General features: G+C 59.9%; 16 protein-coding genes and 1 other RNA gene. 6 read left to right on the top strand and 11 right to left on the bottom strand.

The features are described 5' to 3' along the window. Positions 1-197 precede the first annotated feature (197 nt). Together ERD78_RS09790 and ERD78_RS09795 are read right to left on the bottom strand one after the other, a co-directional pair. A complete protein-coding gene (locus tag ERD78_RS09790; protein ID WP_129969140.1) occupies positions 198-1,859 on the bottom strand; it encodes a GMC family oxidoreductase in 1,662 nt (553 codons plus the stop codon). 86 nt (positions 1,860-1,945) lie between these two features. Then, positions 1,946-2,419, bottom strand: coding sequence for an Lrp/AsnC family transcriptional regulator (locus ERD78_RS09795; protein WP_257216532.1), 474 nt, complete (start codon positions 2,417-2,419; stop codon positions 1,946-1,948). Between the two features lie 193 nt (positions 2,420-2,612). On the opposite strand from ERD78_RS09795, the gene hppD reads away from it, so the two are divergent. Continuing rightward, positions 2,613-3,725, top strand: a complete 1,113-nt coding sequence (gene hppD, locus ERD78_RS09800; RefSeq protein WP_129969141.1) for a 4-hydroxyphenylpyruvate dioxygenase — start codon at positions 2,613-2,615, stop codon at positions 3,723-3,725. Positions 3,726-3,770: 45 nt separating this feature from the next. Then, complete coding sequence (locus ERD78_RS09805; protein WP_129969142.1) at positions 3,771-4,733, top strand: nucleoside recognition domain-containing protein; 963 nt, start codon at positions 3,771-3,773, stop codon at positions 4,731-4,733. 11 nt (positions 4,734-4,744) lie between these two features. Here the strand turns inward: ERD78_RS09805 and msrA are convergent, their stop codons facing one another. Together msrA and ERD78_RS09815 are read right to left on the bottom strand one after the other, a co-directional pair. After that, entirely contained in the window at positions 4,745-5,272 is a 528-nt protein-coding gene (gene msrA, locus ERD78_RS09810; RefSeq protein ID WP_129969143.1) for a peptide-methionine (S)-S-oxide reductase MsrA, read from the bottom strand. Positions 5,273-5,286: 14 nt separating this feature from the next. Next, positions 5,287-5,619, bottom strand: a complete 333-nt coding sequence (locus tag ERD78_RS09815) for a c-type cytochrome (RefSeq protein WP_129969668.1) — start codon at positions 5,617-5,619, stop codon at positions 5,287-5,289. Positions 5,620-5,736: 117 nt separating this feature from the next. Between ERD78_RS09815 and lgt the strand changes: the two genes are divergently transcribed. Continuing rightward, positions 5,737-6,534, top strand: coding sequence for a prolipoprotein diacylglyceryl transferase (gene lgt, locus ERD78_RS09820; RefSeq protein WP_129969144.1), 798 nt, complete (start codon positions 5,737-5,739; stop codon positions 6,532-6,534). On the opposite strand, the gene ERD78_RS09825 is transcribed toward lgt, so the two are convergent. From ERD78_RS09825 to ERD78_RS09840, 4 genes are all read right to left on the bottom strand, one after another. After that, positions 6,485-7,162: an SIMPL domain-containing protein gene (locus ERD78_RS09825; RefSeq protein WP_245152417.1), complete on the bottom strand. Its 678-nt coding sequence runs from the start codon at positions 7,160-7,162 to the stop codon at positions 6,485-6,487. The genes lgt and ERD78_RS09825 overlap by 50 nt on opposite strands. Positions 7,163-7,272: 110 nt before the next feature. Next, positions 7,273-7,457, bottom strand: a non-coding RNA gene (ssrS, locus tag ERD78_RS09830) — 6S RNA. Between the two features lie 50 nt (positions 7,458-7,507). After that, positions 7,508-7,819: a cell division protein ZapA gene (locus ERD78_RS09835; protein WP_129969146.1), complete on the bottom strand. Its 312-nt coding sequence runs from the start codon at positions 7,817-7,819 to the stop codon at positions 7,508-7,510. A 5-nt stretch (positions 7,820-7,824) separates the two neighbouring features. Then, the gene (locus tag ERD78_RS09840) at positions 7,825-8,229 is read right to left on the bottom strand and encodes a hypothetical protein (RefSeq protein ID WP_129969147.1); all 405 of its coding nucleotides are present in this window, start codon (positions 8,227-8,229) and stop codon (positions 7,825-7,827) included. 330 nt (positions 8,230-8,559) lie between these two features. Here ERD78_RS09840 and ERD78_RS09845 point away from each other — a divergent pair, with 330 nt between their 5' ends. The 3 genes from ERD78_RS09845 to ERD78_RS09855 all read left to right on the top strand — a co-directional run bounded on the left by ERD78_RS09845 (position 8,560) and on the right by ERD78_RS09855 (position 11,598). Beyond that, entirely contained in the window at positions 8,560-9,021 is a 462-nt protein-coding gene (locus ERD78_RS09845) for a tripartite tricarboxylate transporter TctB family protein (RefSeq protein ID WP_129969148.1), read from the top strand. A gap of 14 nt (positions 9,022-9,035) precedes the next feature. Further along, entirely contained in the window at positions 9,036-10,541 is a 1,506-nt protein-coding gene (locus tag ERD78_RS09850) for a tripartite tricarboxylate transporter permease (RefSeq protein ID WP_129969149.1), read from the top strand. Positions 10,542-10,695: 154 nt separating this feature from the next. Then, a complete protein-coding gene (locus ERD78_RS09855) occupies positions 10,696-11,598 on the top strand; it encodes an NAD(P)-dependent oxidoreductase (protein ID WP_129969150.1) in 903 nt (300 codons plus the stop codon). Here ERD78_RS09855 and ERD78_RS09860 read toward each other — a convergent pair. The 3 genes from ERD78_RS09860 to ERD78_RS09870 are packed head-to-tail and all read right to left on the bottom strand — an operon-like array spanning position 11,590 to position 14,392. Next, on the bottom strand, positions 11,590-13,113 hold the full coding sequence (locus ERD78_RS09860) for a sensor histidine kinase (protein WP_129969151.1): 1,524 nt from the start codon (positions 13,111-13,113) through the stop codon (positions 11,590-11,592). The genes ERD78_RS09855 and ERD78_RS09860 overlap by 9 nt on opposite strands. A 12-nt stretch (positions 13,114-13,125) precedes the next feature. Beyond that, a complete protein-coding gene (locus tag ERD78_RS09865) occupies positions 13,126-13,803 on the bottom strand; it encodes a response regulator (RefSeq protein WP_129969152.1) in 678 nt (225 codons plus the stop codon). After that, a complete protein-coding gene (locus tag ERD78_RS09870) occupies positions 13,784-14,392 on the bottom strand; it encodes an RNA pyrophosphohydrolase (protein WP_167668902.1) in 609 nt (202 codons plus the stop codon). Before ERD78_RS09870 ends, ERD78_RS09865 begins: the two co-directional genes overlap by 20 nt. Between the last annotated feature and the right edge of the window lie 15 nt (positions 14,393-14,407).

The raw sequence follows: 14,407 nt of genomic DNA on the forward strand, positions 1-14,407 counted from the left end.
CCGCCCTTGCCACACCGGCGCGCGCCCCCCGGGGCCCGCCCACACGCGCCCCATCGGGCGCCACGCCGCAGGCTGCGCCACACCGCCCGCTACGGCCGGCAAAAAGAAAATTAGATGCGCGCGGGGTCAAATGCCCGCGGGGCGCGGCCCGGCAATGCCCCGCCCGCAGTCGCGGCGCGGGCGCAAGCGCCGCGCTGTCAGGCCTGCTCGGACAATATCCAGCGTGCAGCCTTCTCGGCAATCATCAATGTTGGGCTGTTTGTATTGCCACTGGTAATGGTGGGCATGATGCTGGCATCCACAATACGCAACCCGGTGACACCGATAACGCGCAAATGCGGATCAACCACGGCCATGGGGTCGTCAGCCTTGCCCATTTTCGCCGTACCCACGGGATGGAAAATGGTGGTGGCGATATCTCCCGCCAGCCGGGCCAGTTCCTCCTCTGTTTGATACTGGACACCGGGCTTGTATTCCTGCGGCTGATACTTGGCCAGCGCTGGCTGGGCCACGATATTTCGCGTGACACGCAGGGAATCGGCAGCCACCTTGCGATCCTCGTCCGTGCTCAGATAGTTGGGGCAAATGGCCGGCGCGTCATTATGGCCGGGGCCCTGTATGTGCACCGATCCGCGGCTAGTCGGATTGAGATTGCACACACTGGCTGTAAAGGCATTGAAGGTATGAAGCGGATCGCCGAAAGCCTCGAGGCTGAGCGGCTGCACGTGATACTGAATATTGGGATGCGCCCGGCCGGGGTCGCTGCGCGTGAAAGCGCCCAACTGCGATGGCGCCATGCTCATGGGTCCGGTGCGGCGCAAGGCGTATTCCAGCCCCACCAGCGCCTTGCCCCAAAGACTGCCGACCACGGTATTCAGTGTTTTTACACCGCTGACCTTAAAAACAGTCCGGATTTGCAGATGGTCCTGCAGGTTCGCGCCTACGCCAGGCCTGTCCAGGACGATGGGAATTTCATGCTGGCGCAGGATATCCGCCGGCCCGATGCCCGAACGCTGTAGCAATTGCGGCGTGCCTATGCTGCCGGCGCTGAGAATGACTTCCTTGCGGGCGCGAACCCTGATGCGATGTCCGTCCTTCAGGACGGTAACGCCCGTGCAGGTCATACGGCCATCGGCGCGCGGATTGAAATCCAGCCCGACCACATGCGTGTTCACCCACAACGTGAAATTTGCGCGGCCATTGCAGGCAGGCCTCAGGAACGCCTTGGCGGCATTCCAGCGCCAGCCGTTCTTTTGATTGACTTCAAAATAGCCAACCCCTTCGTTGACGCCCTGGTTGAAATCATCCGTGGCAGGAATGCCCGCTTCCTGGGCCGCCTGGGCGAAGGCGTCAAGAATATCCCAGTGCAGCCGCTGCTTTTCCACACGCCACTCACCCGCCGCACCGTGCGCATGGAAGAATTTTTCGCTTGCCGCATTGGACCGCGCTGCATCCAGCCGGTAATGGCTTTCGTGGGCCTTGAAATCGGGCATACAGTTTTCCCAAGTCCACGCATCGTCGCCGGTTTGGGCCGCCCAGTCGTCGTAGTCGCGCGCCTGTCCGCGCATATAGATCATGCCGTTGATGCTGGAGCAGCCGCCCAGGGTCTTGCCGCGCGGATAGCGAAGCGTGCGGCCGTTCAGTCCCGGATCGGGCATGGTGTTGTACAGCCAGTCGGTTCGGGGGTTTCCTATGCAATACAGATAGCCAACTGGAATGTGGATCCAGTGGTAGTTGTCATTGCCGCCAGCCTCTATAAGCAGCACCCGGTTGCCGGGATCCGCGCTGAGGCGATTGGCCAACAGACAGCCGGCCGTGCCCGCACCGACAATGACATAATCGTAATCCTGGTCCGACATCTTGCTGTCCTTATGTGTCGCGTAATGCATGGTCTCCATGCACCTAGATTATCAGGCGGACCGCCAAAAATCCATGCCGACGCCGGCTATACAGGCACTTCCGCGCGTTCCTTTATGCGCTGCAGTGCGAAGCTGGAACGCATGTCGACCACGGCGGGATGCTGCATGACCTTGTCCATGGCGAAGCGGGAGAATTGGCTGAGATCCTCCACCTGGACGCGCAAAAGGTAATCCATGTCGCCCGACATGGCATAGCACTCGACGACCTCGGGCCATTCCTGCACATCGCGGGCAAAATCCGACATGGAGGCGTGGCTGGACCGCAATACCTTGTTCAGTCGTATGGATACATAGGCCAGCAGCCTCAGCCCTATCTTGTCCGTATCCAACAAGGCGGCATAACGCCGGATATACCCGGCCTCTTCAAGGCGACGCACACGCCGCAGACAGGGGCTGGGCGAAAGCGAAACGCGGTCCGCGAGCTCCTGGTTACTGAGCCGTCCATTGCGCTGCAGCTCGGTCAGAATGCGCCGGTCTGTCCTGTCTAGATCATTTTTCATAATTTCTGACCCTATATTCTGGATAAAAAGCAATAATATTGCCTCACAAGGGTGACAGTAAGCAAGATTTGCAATTTTCTGCTCCGCCATATTCTCTAGAATTCTGTTTTCGGCACCGCCACCCGCCCAGCCTTCGGAACAGGGCTTGCAGGACTGCGCGGCGCATCATTGCAAATACATGCTGGAGCGAGCCATGAACATGAAATTCGAGCCCTGGGAAAATCCCATGGGCACCGCTGGATTTGAATTCATTGAATATGCGGCACCTGACCCCGCGGCACTGGGCAAGGTATTCGAGACTCTTGGCTTCAAGGCAGTGGCCAAGCATAGAAACAAGAATGTCACGCTGTACCGCCAAGGCGGCATTAATTTCATCATCAACGCCGAGCCGGACTCCTTCGGCCAACGTTTTGCGCGCCTGCACGGGCCCTCGATCTGCGCCATTGCATTCCGCGTCCAGGATGCCGCCAAGGCTTATAAACGGGCGCTCGAGCTCGGAGCATGGGGCTTCGACTCCCGCAGCGGACCGATGGAGCTGAATATTCCCGCCATCAAGGGCATCGGCGACTCGCTGATCTATCTGGTCGATCGCTGGCACGGGAAAGACAGCCATGGCGGGATCGGCGACATCAGTATCTATGACGTGGATTTCGAGCCCATCACGCCGGAAACGGCGCAGGCCGACGCTGCGCATCAAGGCGCGGGCCTGGCTCTGGTGGACCATCTGACGCATAACGTGCACAAGGGCCGCATGGCCGAATGGGCGGAGTTCTACGAAAGGCTCTTCAATTTCCGCGAGGTGCGGTACTTCGACATCGAAGGCAAAGTGACGGGTGTCAAATCCAAAGCCATGACTTCCCCTTGCGGCAACATCCGCATCCCCATCAACGAGGAGGGCACCGAAGAAAAAGGCCAGATCCAGGAATATCTGGATCTTTATCGGGGTGAAGGCATACAGCACATTGCACTGGCCACCCAAGACATCTATGGAACGGTGGAGGCGCTGCGCGCAAACGGCCTAAAGTTTCTGGATACGCCCGATACCTATTACGAACTGCTCGAAGGCAGGCTGCCGGGACACGGCGAGGATGTCAGCCGTCTCAAGAAAAATCGCATACTGCTGGATGGCGCACCCGATGGCGGCCTGCTGTTGCAGATATTCACCGAAAATCAGATAGGGCCCATTTTTTTCGAGATTATCCAGCGCAAGGGCAACGAAGGGTTTGGAGAAGGAAACTTCAAGGCGCTGTTCGAATCCATAGAGCTGGACCAGATGCGCCGAGGCGTGCTGAAAAGCGCCGATTAAAGTTCGCCGCGTCGGCCTATAATGGCCGGCTGTCGGGGAAACTTCATGCAATCTTATCCGCTGGCGCTCCTGCGCCGCAGCTGGCGCATGTTCATGGCCGTGGCCAAGGTCATGGTGCCGGTTATGCTCGCCGTGCAAATCGCACAGCAATATGGTCTCGTCCATCATATCGGCGCGCTGATCGCGCCAGCAATGTCGCTGCTGGGCCTGCCCGCCGAGGCGGGCATCATCTGGGTTACCACTGTCTTTACCGGCATCTACGGCGGGCTGGCCACGTTCGCCGGACTGGCGGGTGGCCTGGATATGACTGCCGCGCAGGTAAGCGCCTTATGCGCCATGATGTTGTTCGCCCATTCCATTCCCGTGGAACAAGCCATCGTACGCCGCGCTGGCGCGAGCTTCTGGGCCACCGCCTTGCTGCGGCTGGCGTCCGCCGTGCTCTACGCCGCGCTTGTCACCTGGCTCTGCCGCCTGACCGGCCATCTCTCGGAAAGCGTGTCGTTCGCGTGGCTGACGGGTTCGTCCTTCACCCATGACGGCCAAGGCCAGGGAGCCGTGCAATGGCTGCAGTCCACGGCGTGGTCCATGGGACTGACCTTTCTTATCATTATGGTGCTGGCTGCCGCGCTCGATCTGCTCCAGTACTTGGGCATCACGCGCCGCATTACCGCGCTGCTTATGCCCATACTACGCGTCTCCGGTCTGGACGCCAAGGTTGCGCCCGTTACCACAGTGGGCGTGCTGCTGGGCCTGACCTACGGCGGGGCGCTGATCATCGAAGAATCGGAGAAGCAAAACTTTCCGGCACGAACCCGCTTTCTTGCGCTATCGTGGCTGTCGCTTTCCCACTCGCTTATCGAAGACACCCTGCTCTTGCTGGCGCTGGGTGCAAATATCTGGGTGATTCTGGTCGGCCGCCTGGCGGTGACGCTGCTGATCGTGGCACTGCTGGCCTGGCTGACAAACAGAGGCAACTGGCGCACCGCCGGGCTCGCCGCGCAAAGCTGAACGACCTGACCTCAGGTGCGCAATAGTTCTGCGTATTGTTTGCGGAATTTGGCGAGCTTGGGCGAGATTACGGCCTGGCAATATCCTTGATATGGGTTACGCGCGTAGTAATCATGGTGGTAGGCTTCAGCCTGCCAGAACGGGCCGGCATCAAGCACTTTGGTCACGACAGCTTCGCCCAGCTCGGCCTGCACCTGGTCGATTGTGTCCCGGACCACGGCCTTCTGGCTGTCTGAGCCGCAGAATACCGCCGACGCATATTGCGGCCCCACATCTGCGCCTTGGCGATCAGGCGTGGTGGGGTCATGGGTGGCAAAGAAGACCTGCAGCAGTGTGCGCAGGTCGAGCACTTCGGGATCAAACTCAACCTTCACGACCTCAATGTGTCCGGTCTGCTTGCCGCATACCTGCTCGTAGGAAGGGTTATCGACATGGCCTCCCGCATAACCGGGCACGACCGATACGACACCTCTGAGATTCTTGAAGACCGATTCCGTGCACCAGAAACAGCCACCACCCAGTACGATCGATTCAGACATACATTTCTCCAGAGTTATTTCGCGGTGGCGGCAGGCGCGCCATCGTCCGACGCTTGCGCCAGAGACAGCACCCACGCCGCCAGTTGCTGTGCTTCGGACTCACTGACCTGGGTCTGCGCCGGCATAGGCACTGGCCCCCAGCTGCCTCGACTGCCGCCGCGGATGACGCCGGCAAGATAATCCCGTGCGCCCTGGCTCCCCGCAAAACGCTGCGCGATGACGGTAAAGGCGGGCCCAACCCGCTTGCGGTCCACCTGATGGCAGCCCATGCAGTTGCGGGCCTTGGCCAGATCCATGCCGGTGGTCTGCGCCGCGGCCGGCGCCGCCGCGGCGCAAAGACAGGCCATGGCCAAGCCTGTGAAAAGCGTGTAGCACAATTGTCGAGGCGTCATTCGATTAAGCTGCATCGTCATCATTCATGGAACACGCTATTATCGGCGATATCGAGACAGGACGACACCCATATGCTTCATTATCCCGACTTCAATCCCATCGCGCTTCAGATCGGGCCTCTGGCCGTGCATTGGTACGGCATCATGTATCTGGTCGGATTCGCACTGGTATGGATACTTGGCCGGTGGCGCATACAGCATGGCAAGACGGATCTGTCCACGCGCGATCTGGAAGATATTATTTTCTATTGCGTACTGGGTGTGGTCGTGGGCGGCAGGCTGGGCTATGTGCTCTTCTACAAGCCCGATGAGTATCTTGCACACCCCATCGAGATCTTCTACCTGTGGCAAGGCGGCATGTCGTTTCATGGCGGCCTTATCGGCGTGCTGGTCGTGCTGTTTCTTTTCGCGCGCTCGCGGGGTAGGACGCTGCTCGAAATCGGAGACTTCGTCGCGCCGCTCATCCCCCTGGGCCTGGCCGCCGGACGCCTTGGCAACTTCATCAACGGCGAGCTATGGGGCCGTCCCACCACGCTGCCCTGGGGCATGGTGTTTCCCCAGACGCAGGATGGCATTCCTCGCCATCCCTCGCAGCTTTATGAAATGTGCCTGGAGGGCTTTCTGCTGTTTGCAGTCGTATGGTGGTTTGCCCGCAAACCGCGCCCCACGGGCCAGGTGAGCGCCGTATTCCTGATGGGCTACGGCTTGCTGCGGTTTCTGGTCGAATTCACCCGCCAGCCAGACGCCTTTCTTGGTTTGCTGTTCGCGGACCTTTCCATGGGGCAGCTCCTGTCGCTGCCCATGGTACTGGCCGGCGCGCTTATTTTTTATCTGAGCGCAAGAAAATCGAACCGTTCACCGACACAATAACTTTTTCGGTGCCCGCCTCAAGCGGCACTTTGGCGGCGGCGCCTGCGGCAAAGCTCATGCGCTGCGGCGCTGATGCGACCTCATAGCGCGCGCCTTCCCCGCTCAGGTCGATTTGCCGAATGTCATAGCGATCGTAGCCGAACGCCGTCGCCAATGCCTGGGCCCGGTCTTTGAAGGCCTGGGCAGCCTGTTGAAGCAAAGCGGCTTCCTTTTCCGAACGGGCCTGCGGGGATACGGAAAAATCCAGATTATCAATGGGCATCCTGTCGCTCAGGTGCGATGCAAGATCCGACGCCGCGGCAAAATCGGTGGACTTCAGAATGATTTCCGCGCGGCCGCGCCAGTTGCTGATCTTGCCATCCTTGTCGCTCATGGGCCAGATGCGGTAATTGCCTGAACTTGCCTTGACCTTGTCCTTGCCTTCAGCCTTGGCCTGGGCCATGACATCATCCAGCGCCTTGCTGAGCTGCTGCGCCACAGCGGCCTGAGAGGCATCGCTGATCTCGGTTGCAAGCGTGATCGTGACCGTGTCCTGAGCCACTTCGGCAACCGCCTGCGCCTGCAAGGCTGCCTGCGGCCATTTGTTTTTCTGATGTTCATGGGCATCATGCGCAAGGGCCGGTTGCATCGCAGCGCCAGCGCACAGGAACATGGCCAACAGCCAATTACATTTTCTGCGGGAAAGAAACATATTTGCGCCTTATAAGGAAAAAGCCCGTCCGAAGACGGGCTTTTTGGAATTGCCCCGCGTATGCCGTCTAGGCCGGCATCCTGGAACCTGAGGTTCAAGGTGGTCGCCTTCAGTCAAGCTTCGGGTTCGCCACACGGAGTGGCAATCGCTCCTACTTGTCAATCCAGCAACCTATGCCAAAAGACATTGGTTCAAGGAATGTATGGCCAAGTCACGCGCACGGCAGGGACAAACGGTTGGCAACGCGGCGAACCGCGCATGCCGAAAACAATATACGCAGAACTAACGCTGCGCTTGAACGGGAGGCTGAACCTGATCCAGCAAATCGTTCATGGAGTCAATTTTACGCTTGAAATCGCCAAGCGCAACTCCACCTAGCGGGCCGTCGGGCGCGCGCATGGAGAGCAGTTCGCTGGCAATCTGGATGGCAGCCATGACCGCAATGCGCTCGTTGCTGGAAATTTTCCCGCTGCCCTTGACGCCAAGCATGCGTTGGTCGACAAGACGCACTGCCGCCAGCAGCGCCTCTTTTTCATCGGCGGGACATGCCAGGGAATAATCGCGCCCGAGTATGGAAACATCAATGCGTTCCATGCCTGTTACTCCTGAGGGGCGCCCGGCAGGCGCACAAGAATGGAATCGATCTGTCCGCGCGCATGCTCGGCCGCCTGTCGCAGACGCTGTGTTTCAGCCTGGCTGGCCTCCAACTGCTGGCGGACTGTTTCGTAATCTGTGCGGTAGCGGGATACTTCGGACTGCAGTTGTCCCTGCACGGCCTGCGTCTCCGCACGGAGAGCATCGAATTGCGCTTCGTGTCCGGCACGCTGCTCGGCCATGTCGGCAAACTCAGTTTCGCGTCGATGCAGTTGATCGCGCAACGCATCGCGCTCCTGTTCAAACTGCTTGAGCCGCGCCTGCAAGGTGGCACGCTCGCTTTGCAGCTGCCGCGTGAATTGCACCAGTTGCCCAATACGGGCGGCGAGAGAATCGAGATCTTGCAACATGGGCGTTATCGTAAACCATCCCGGCCGGGCGCGGGGTTAAAAAAACAAGCACCTATCATAACCTTTCACCGGTCTTTCCAGTACCTTTCAATCTTCTTTCAATCTGCACTTCCAAGTCGGTTTATTACCATCTTGTTAGGAAAAAAAAGACAGTTTCTCGGGTAAACCCTAGACCAATGCGGGGAAATCGGGGTTTTCAGGCCACAACCAAAACATTACCATTCCTCACCTTTTGGGGTTAACGACAGCGGCAATGCCGTGGCGTTAGTTGCTTCACGCATCCCGAAAAGTGTAATCGGTCATTCTGCAGAAGAGGGAGATATCATCACCATGCGGATAAAAAATCAGCAGGACTTCTGGTCCGGCATCATGTTCGTGGTACTGGGCGCAGGCTTCGCGCTCGGCGCCACACAGTATTCCATGGGTACCGCCGCCCGCATGGGTCCCGGCTATTTTCCCTTCTGGCTCGGCATCCTGCTGGCCGTGCTGGGGTTGATCATTACCTTCGGCGCCCTGTCTGAAAAAACAGAGGAAACCCAACTCGAGAAGTTCGACTGGATGATCTCCTTGATTGTCATAGGCTCCGTGGCATTGACCGGCATCATTCTCGATTATGTCGGCGTCTATATCTCGGTATTCCTGCTCGTTGTCCTGTCCAGCCTGGCCAGCTATGAACACAGTTGGAAAGTCAGCATCATCAGCGGCCTGTTCATGGTGATCTTTGTCTGGCTGGCCTTCATCAAGGGCCTGGGCCTGATCTTCCCGCTGTGGCCCAGCTTCATCGGAAATTAAAGGGCGCTGAAACAATGGAAATACTCGATCATTTGCTATTGGGCTTCGAAGTCGCCCTGTCGGTCCAGAACCTGGCCTATTGTCTGCTCGGCTGTCTGCTGGGCACCCTGATCGGCGTGCTGCCGGGCATCGGCCCTGTGCCCACCATCGCCATGCTGCTGCCCATCACCTATGTGCTGCCGCCAGTGGCCGGCCTGATCATGCTGGCCGGCATCTACTACGGGGCCGCCTATGGCGGTTCGACCACCGCCATCCTGGTCGCCCTGCCGGGCGAGACCTCGGCCGTGGTCACTGTGCTCGATGGCCACCAGATGGCCCGCAACGGGCGGGCCGGCGCAGCGCTGGCCATCGCAGCCCTGGGTTCCTTCTTCGCAGGCTGTGTGGCGACGCTCGTCATTGCCGGCTTTGCGCCGCCGCTGGCCGAAGTGGCCTTCAAGTTCGGCCCGGCCGAATACTTCTCGCTCATGGTGCTGGGCCTGGTCGGCGCCGTCGTGCTGGCCTCGGGTTCGCTGCCCAAGGCCATCTGCATGATTCTGCTCGGCCTGCTGCTGGGCATGGTCGGCACCGACGTGAACTCGGGCGTGGCCCGCTACGACTTCGGTATCCCCGAACTGCAGGATGGCATCGACTTTGCCGCGGTGGCCATGGGCGTGTTCGGCTTTGCCGAAATCATGAGCAACCTGGAGCTGCGCGACAAGCGCGTGAACCTGACCAGCAAGGTCGGCACCCTGTATCCGAACAAGCAGGAGTTCAAGGAGGCCTGGCCGGCGGTGGTGCGCGGCACGGCCATCGGCTGCTGCCTGGGCATTCTGCCAGGCGGCGGGGCCGTGCTCTCGTCCTTTGCCTCCTACACCATGGAGAAGAAGGTCTCGAAGAATCCCGAGCGCTTCGGCAAGGGCCACCCGGCCGGTCTGGCCGGCCCCGAGTCGGCCAACAACGCCGGGTCGCAGGCGGCCTTCATTCCGCTGCTGACGCTGGGCATTCCGGGCAACGCCGTGACGGCCCTGATGATCGGGGCCATGATGATCCACAACATCCAGCCCGGCCCGCAGGTCATGAGCAGCCACCCGGATCTGTTCTGGGGCATGATCGTGTCCATGTGGATAGGCAACCTGATGCTGGTGATCCTGAACCTGCCGCTGGTCGGTTTGTGGGTCAAGCTGCTGAACGTGCCTTACCGCATTCTGTTCCCGGCCATCCTGGTGTTCTGCACCATCGGTGTGTACACGCTGAACTACAATGTGTTCGACATCTACATGACCGCCGCCTTCGGCCTGGTGGGCTATATCTGGAGCAAGCTCAAGTGCGAGGGCGCACCGCTGCTGCTCGGCCTGGTGCTTGGCCCCATGATGGAAGAGAACTTCCGGCGCGCGCTGCTGCTGGCCCGCGGAGACTTCACCACCTTTGTGACGCGTCCGCTGTCCATGTGGCTGCTGGTGGCCGCGGCCATCCTGATCGTGCTCGTTGCCCTGCCCTCCATCCGCAAGAAGCGCGAAGAGGCCTTCGTCGACGAAGACTGATCCGCCTGAACGCGCCGTCACTGGGGTGCTTCATCACTCCCGTGAAAATGCCAGCCTGCGGGCTGGCATTTTTATATTGCGCCATGCATGCGTTAATCTTGTGGACAACCTCAACACCGCGTGCTCGCGCACAATCTGAACGGAGAACAACGCAATGCCTTCCATCTCAGCCAGGGATTATGATTCTCAACCTGCCCGTCGCGTCGCCTTTTTGGGCCTGGGTGTCATGGGTTTCCCCATGGCAGGCCACCTGGCCGCGGCGGGACACGCTGTCACCGTATATAACCGCACTTTCTCCAAGGCAGAGGACTGGGTCCGGGAATTCGGTGGCAAGGCTGCCCGCACGCCGCGCGAAGCCGCCCAGGAAGCCGAAATCGTCTTCTGCTGCGTCGGAAATGACGACGATCTGCGCAGCGTGGTGCTAGGCGACGAGGGCGCGCTGGCAGGCATGAAGGCAGGTACGATCTTTGTGGATCATACAACCGCATCGGCCGAAGTAGCGCGCGAGCTGTATGCGCAGGCGGCCGGAAAAGAAGTGGGATTTGTGGACGCACCGGTATCCGGCGGCCAGGCCGGCGCTGTCAACGGCGTACTCACTGTCATGTGCGGCGGCGAACAGGCGCACTTCGACGCGATCAGGCCCTTGGCATTGCATTTTGCTCAAGCGGTCACCCTGCTGGGCGAGCCCGGCTCAGGGCAGTTGTGCAAGATGGTGAATCAGATATGCATCGCCGGGTTGGTACAAGGCCTGTCGGAAGCCATCGCATTTGGCAAGGCAGCAGGGCTGGACATGTCGCAAGTGCTGAAGGTCGTCAGCAAAGGTGCCGCGCAGAGCTGGCAAATGGAAAATCGCGGCGTCACCATGGTGGAAGGGAAGTTCGATTTCGGCTTCGCTGTGGACTGGATGCGCAAGGATCTCGGACTGGTGCTGGACGAGGCAAGGCGCAATGGCGCGCGCGTTCCCGTCACGGCGCTCGTGGATCAGTTTTATGCCGACGTGCAGAAAATGGGCGGCAACCGCTGGGATACATCCAGCCTGATCAAGCGGCTAGGCTGACTGGCCAGGCTCTGTGTCCTGCCGCGGCAGGTGCAGCATGGCACAGAGCCCCACGCCGCCCGCTGGAGACGGATCGCCGTCCTTCAGCACTATCGTGCCTCGATTGCGTTGCGCATAGACCAGCGCAATAGCCAACCCCAATCCCGATCCGCTTCCACGTGAACCTTTCCGTGCAGGATCGCCCCGATCAAAACGAACGAATACACTTTCGCGCAATGACGGGTGCAGGCCCACGCCATCGTCGCATACACTGATCCAGGCCTTATCGCCTTCCACGCCCGCGGATACCGTAATCGTGCTGCCGTCCCCCGAATGGTTGATGGCATTGTGCACCAGATTGGCAACGGATTCATGAATTTCCGCGTCATTGGCGAGCACCCATACACCCGACAGGGCTTCGTTCCCCGCCCCGTCCCGACAATCCACCCAACCCAGATCCTGGTGTCTTTCACGCGCCAGAGGCAGGTACTGCAGCACGACCTCTCGCGCCAGCGCGTTCAGGTCGATGCGGTACTGCGGGCCAACATCCGTGCGGCTGGCATGCGCGAGTGACAGCAGCTGCTCAGTCAACCGGGAAGTCTGGCCAAGCTGGCGCACGATGGCGGAAAGGCTTTCACGCACACGATTTATATCCGGCTCGCGCAACGCATATTGCGCCTGCGTACGCATGATGGCCAGCGGCGTACGCAACTGGTGGGACGCATCTGCCAGGAATTGCGCCTGCTTGCCCAGAACCTGGCGATAAAGCTCAATGTGGTGATTCACCGCACGCACTAAAGGAACGATTTCGCGTGGCACCTGCTCGACATCCAGCGGCATCAGGTTATCGACATCCCGCGCCTTGATTTCCCGCCGCAGGTGCAGCAAGGGCCGCAAGGCCCATTCGACGCTGAACCAGACCAGCAGCACCGCGAGCAGAAGCATGCGACCATCCCGAAACAGCCCCTCGCGCCAGACTTCCTGACGCATCCGAAGCCGCATGTCGAGGCTTTCACCCACGAGAACCAACACTTGCCTGTGCTCACCCTCGTAATGCAAATCACGCCAGAGCGCCACCATGCGCAGCTCGTCATTGCGGTACATGCCATTGTAGAAAACAGGCATGCCCTCCTTGCGTGCAAGCGCGTCGGGTCGCGGCAATCCTTCCATGCCAAGCAAGGTCGTACCGTGAATGCTGTTGCCAGAAACACCCGCCAATCTGCTCACCGGTGGCGTGATTTCCTCGACCCGATAATATTTACGATTGCCCGCGCGTGACTCGAGCATCACCTGGGCATAAAAGGGCGGATCCAACCGCAGGGTGCCGTCGGCATTGAACTCGATACTGGTCTCAAGTACGCGGGCGGGTTCCAGCAAGGCGCTATCGTAGACCTGGCGAGTGGCCTTGCTCAATGCTCGATAGTCGTTCCAGCTGTCCACGAGCAGCAGCGTGATGGTTCCTGGAATCAACAACACCAGCAGCCAGAAGTGCATGCTGCCGCGCGGCGTGCGGGACCGTGATGAGATAGGCCGCATGGAAAGCCAGCCTCAGGCGCTCTGGCCGGCGCATTCCAGCATATACCCCAGGCCGCGCACGGTGACGATATGGACATCGCTGCCCGCGAGCTTCTTGCGCAGTCGATGCAGGACGACCTCAATGGCGTCCCGGCTGGTATCACTGTCATGATCGAATACGCGGCTGTAGAGCTGATTCTTCTCCACCGGGGCTCCGCTGCGCGTGATGAGCACGGCCAGCGCGGCGTGCTCGCGCGGAGTCAGGTGCAGCAGCACGCCATCAAGCGAGAAGGCCCGGCTTTCGCTGTCGTAAACCAGGGAGCCGCAGCGCATGTGCGGAGCCTGTCTTCCCCTGCTGCGGCGCACGAGCGCAGCCAAGCGCGCTTCGAGTTCTTCAAGCGCGAAGGGCTTGGTGAGAAAGTCGTCGGCGCCCAGATTCAGTCCACGTACGCGATCCTGCAGCGCGCCCTGCGCCGTCAGGATGAGCACCGGCGTGACATCGCCCCGATTGCGCATCTCCCGCAGCAGCACAAGGCCGTGCTTGTCCGGCAGGCGCAGGTCCATGACGATGGCATCATAATCGTTTGCCGCCATCAGGTTTTCCGCCATCGCAGCGTCATGGGCGTGCTCGGGGAGGAAACCGCTTTGTGCCAGTGCTCTTTCGAGCCATGCCGCCATGTCGCGCTCGTCTTCAACCAACAGTACGCGCATGGCTCTTGCCGGAAAGAGAGGCTGCCGACTGCTTTGTACTACGCTGATCGTCGGCCCGTGCCTCCTGAAGACGATGACCCTGGACGCGCTGACGCAGATAGCGGGATTCATGCCCGCGACGAAACAGAATATTCGACAGTTCGTTCAGTGCCAGGGTGTAGACCTCGCGCTTGAACTCGATGACGACATCCAGAGGAACCCAATACGGACTCCAGCGCCAGGCGTCGAATTCGGGACTGTCGCTCGCGCGCAAGCTGACGTCACAATCGCGCCCCAGCATACGCAGCAAAAACCAGATCTGTTTCTGCCCCTTATAGTGGCCACGCGACTCGCGCCGAATGAAGTTATTCGGTACGTTGTAACGCAGCCATTCTCGTGTCCGGCCTAATATGCGTACGTGCTCCGGCAGCAAGCCAACCTCTTCGTGAAGCTCGCGATACATGGCCTGCACGGGGCTTTCCCCATACTTGATGCCTCCTTGCGGAAACTGCCACGCGTGCTCACGGATGCGTTTACCCCAGAAAACCTCGTTTTTCTGATTTACGAGGATAATGCCGACATTAGGACGGTAGCCTTCACGGTCAAGCATGGGCCACCTCAAAGC

Source organism: Allopusillimonas soli, from assembly GCF_004153445.1.
Classification (GTDB): Bacteria; Pseudomonadota; Gammaproteobacteria; order Burkholderiales; family Burkholderiaceae_B; genus Allopusillimonas; species Allopusillimonas soli.

What these genes read in the sequence shown, in the direction of transcription:
- ERD78_RS09790 (WP_129969140.1), bottom strand. Translation starts at nt 1,859, where the DNA reads ATGTCGGACCAGGATTACGATTATGTCATTGTCGGTGCGGGCACGGCC.
- ERD78_RS09795 (WP_257216532.1), bottom strand. Translation starts at nt 2,419, where the DNA reads ATGAAAAATGATCTAGACAGGACAGACCGGCGCATTCTGACCGAGCTG.
- hppD (WP_129969141.1), top strand. Translation starts at nt 2,613, where the DNA reads ATGAACATGAAATTCGAGCCCTGGGAAAATCCCATGGGCACCGCTGGA.
- ERD78_RS09805 (WP_129969142.1), top strand. Translation starts at nt 3,771, where the DNA reads ATGCAATCTTATCCGCTGGCGCTCCTGCGCCGCAGCTGGCGCATGTTC.
- msrA (WP_129969143.1), bottom strand. Translation starts at nt 5,272, where the DNA reads ATGTCTGAATCGATCGTACTGGGTGGTGGCTGTTTCTGGTGCACGGAA.
- ERD78_RS09815 (WP_129969668.1), bottom strand. Translation starts at nt 5,619, where the DNA reads ATGGCCTGTCTTTGCGCCGCGGCGGCGCCGGCCGCGGCGCAGACCACC.
- lgt (WP_129969144.1), top strand. Translation starts at nt 5,737, where the DNA reads ATGCTTCATTATCCCGACTTCAATCCCATCGCGCTTCAGATCGGGCCT.
- ERD78_RS09825 (WP_245152417.1), bottom strand. Translation starts at nt 7,162, where the DNA reads ATGCAACCGGCCCTTGCGCATGATGCCCATGAACATCAGAAAAACAAA.
- ERD78_RS09835 (WP_129969146.1), bottom strand. Translation starts at nt 7,819, where the DNA reads ATGGAACGCATTGATGTTTCCATACTCGGGCGCGATTATTCCCTGGCA.
- ERD78_RS09840 (WP_129969147.1), bottom strand. Translation starts at nt 8,229, where the DNA reads ATGTTGCAAGATCTCGATTCTCTCGCCGCCCGTATTGGGCAACTGGTG.
- ERD78_RS09845 (WP_129969148.1), top strand. Translation starts at nt 8,560, where the DNA reads ATGCGGATAAAAAATCAGCAGGACTTCTGGTCCGGCATCATGTTCGTG.
- ERD78_RS09850 (WP_129969149.1), top strand. Translation starts at nt 9,036, where the DNA reads ATGGAAATACTCGATCATTTGCTATTGGGCTTCGAAGTCGCCCTGTCG.
- ERD78_RS09855 (WP_129969150.1), top strand. Translation starts at nt 10,696, where the DNA reads ATGCCTTCCATCTCAGCCAGGGATTATGATTCTCAACCTGCCCGTCGC.
- ERD78_RS09860 (WP_129969151.1), bottom strand. Translation starts at nt 13,113, where the DNA reads ATGCGGCCTATCTCATCACGGTCCCGCACGCCGCGCGGCAGCATGCAC.
- ERD78_RS09865 (WP_129969152.1), bottom strand. Translation starts at nt 13,803, where the DNA reads ATGCGCGTACTGTTGGTTGAAGACGAGCGCGACATGGCGGCATGGCTC.
- ERD78_RS09870 (WP_167668902.1), bottom strand. Translation starts at nt 14,392, where the DNA reads ATGCTTGACCGTGAAGGCTACCGTCCTAATGTCGGCATTATCCTCGTA.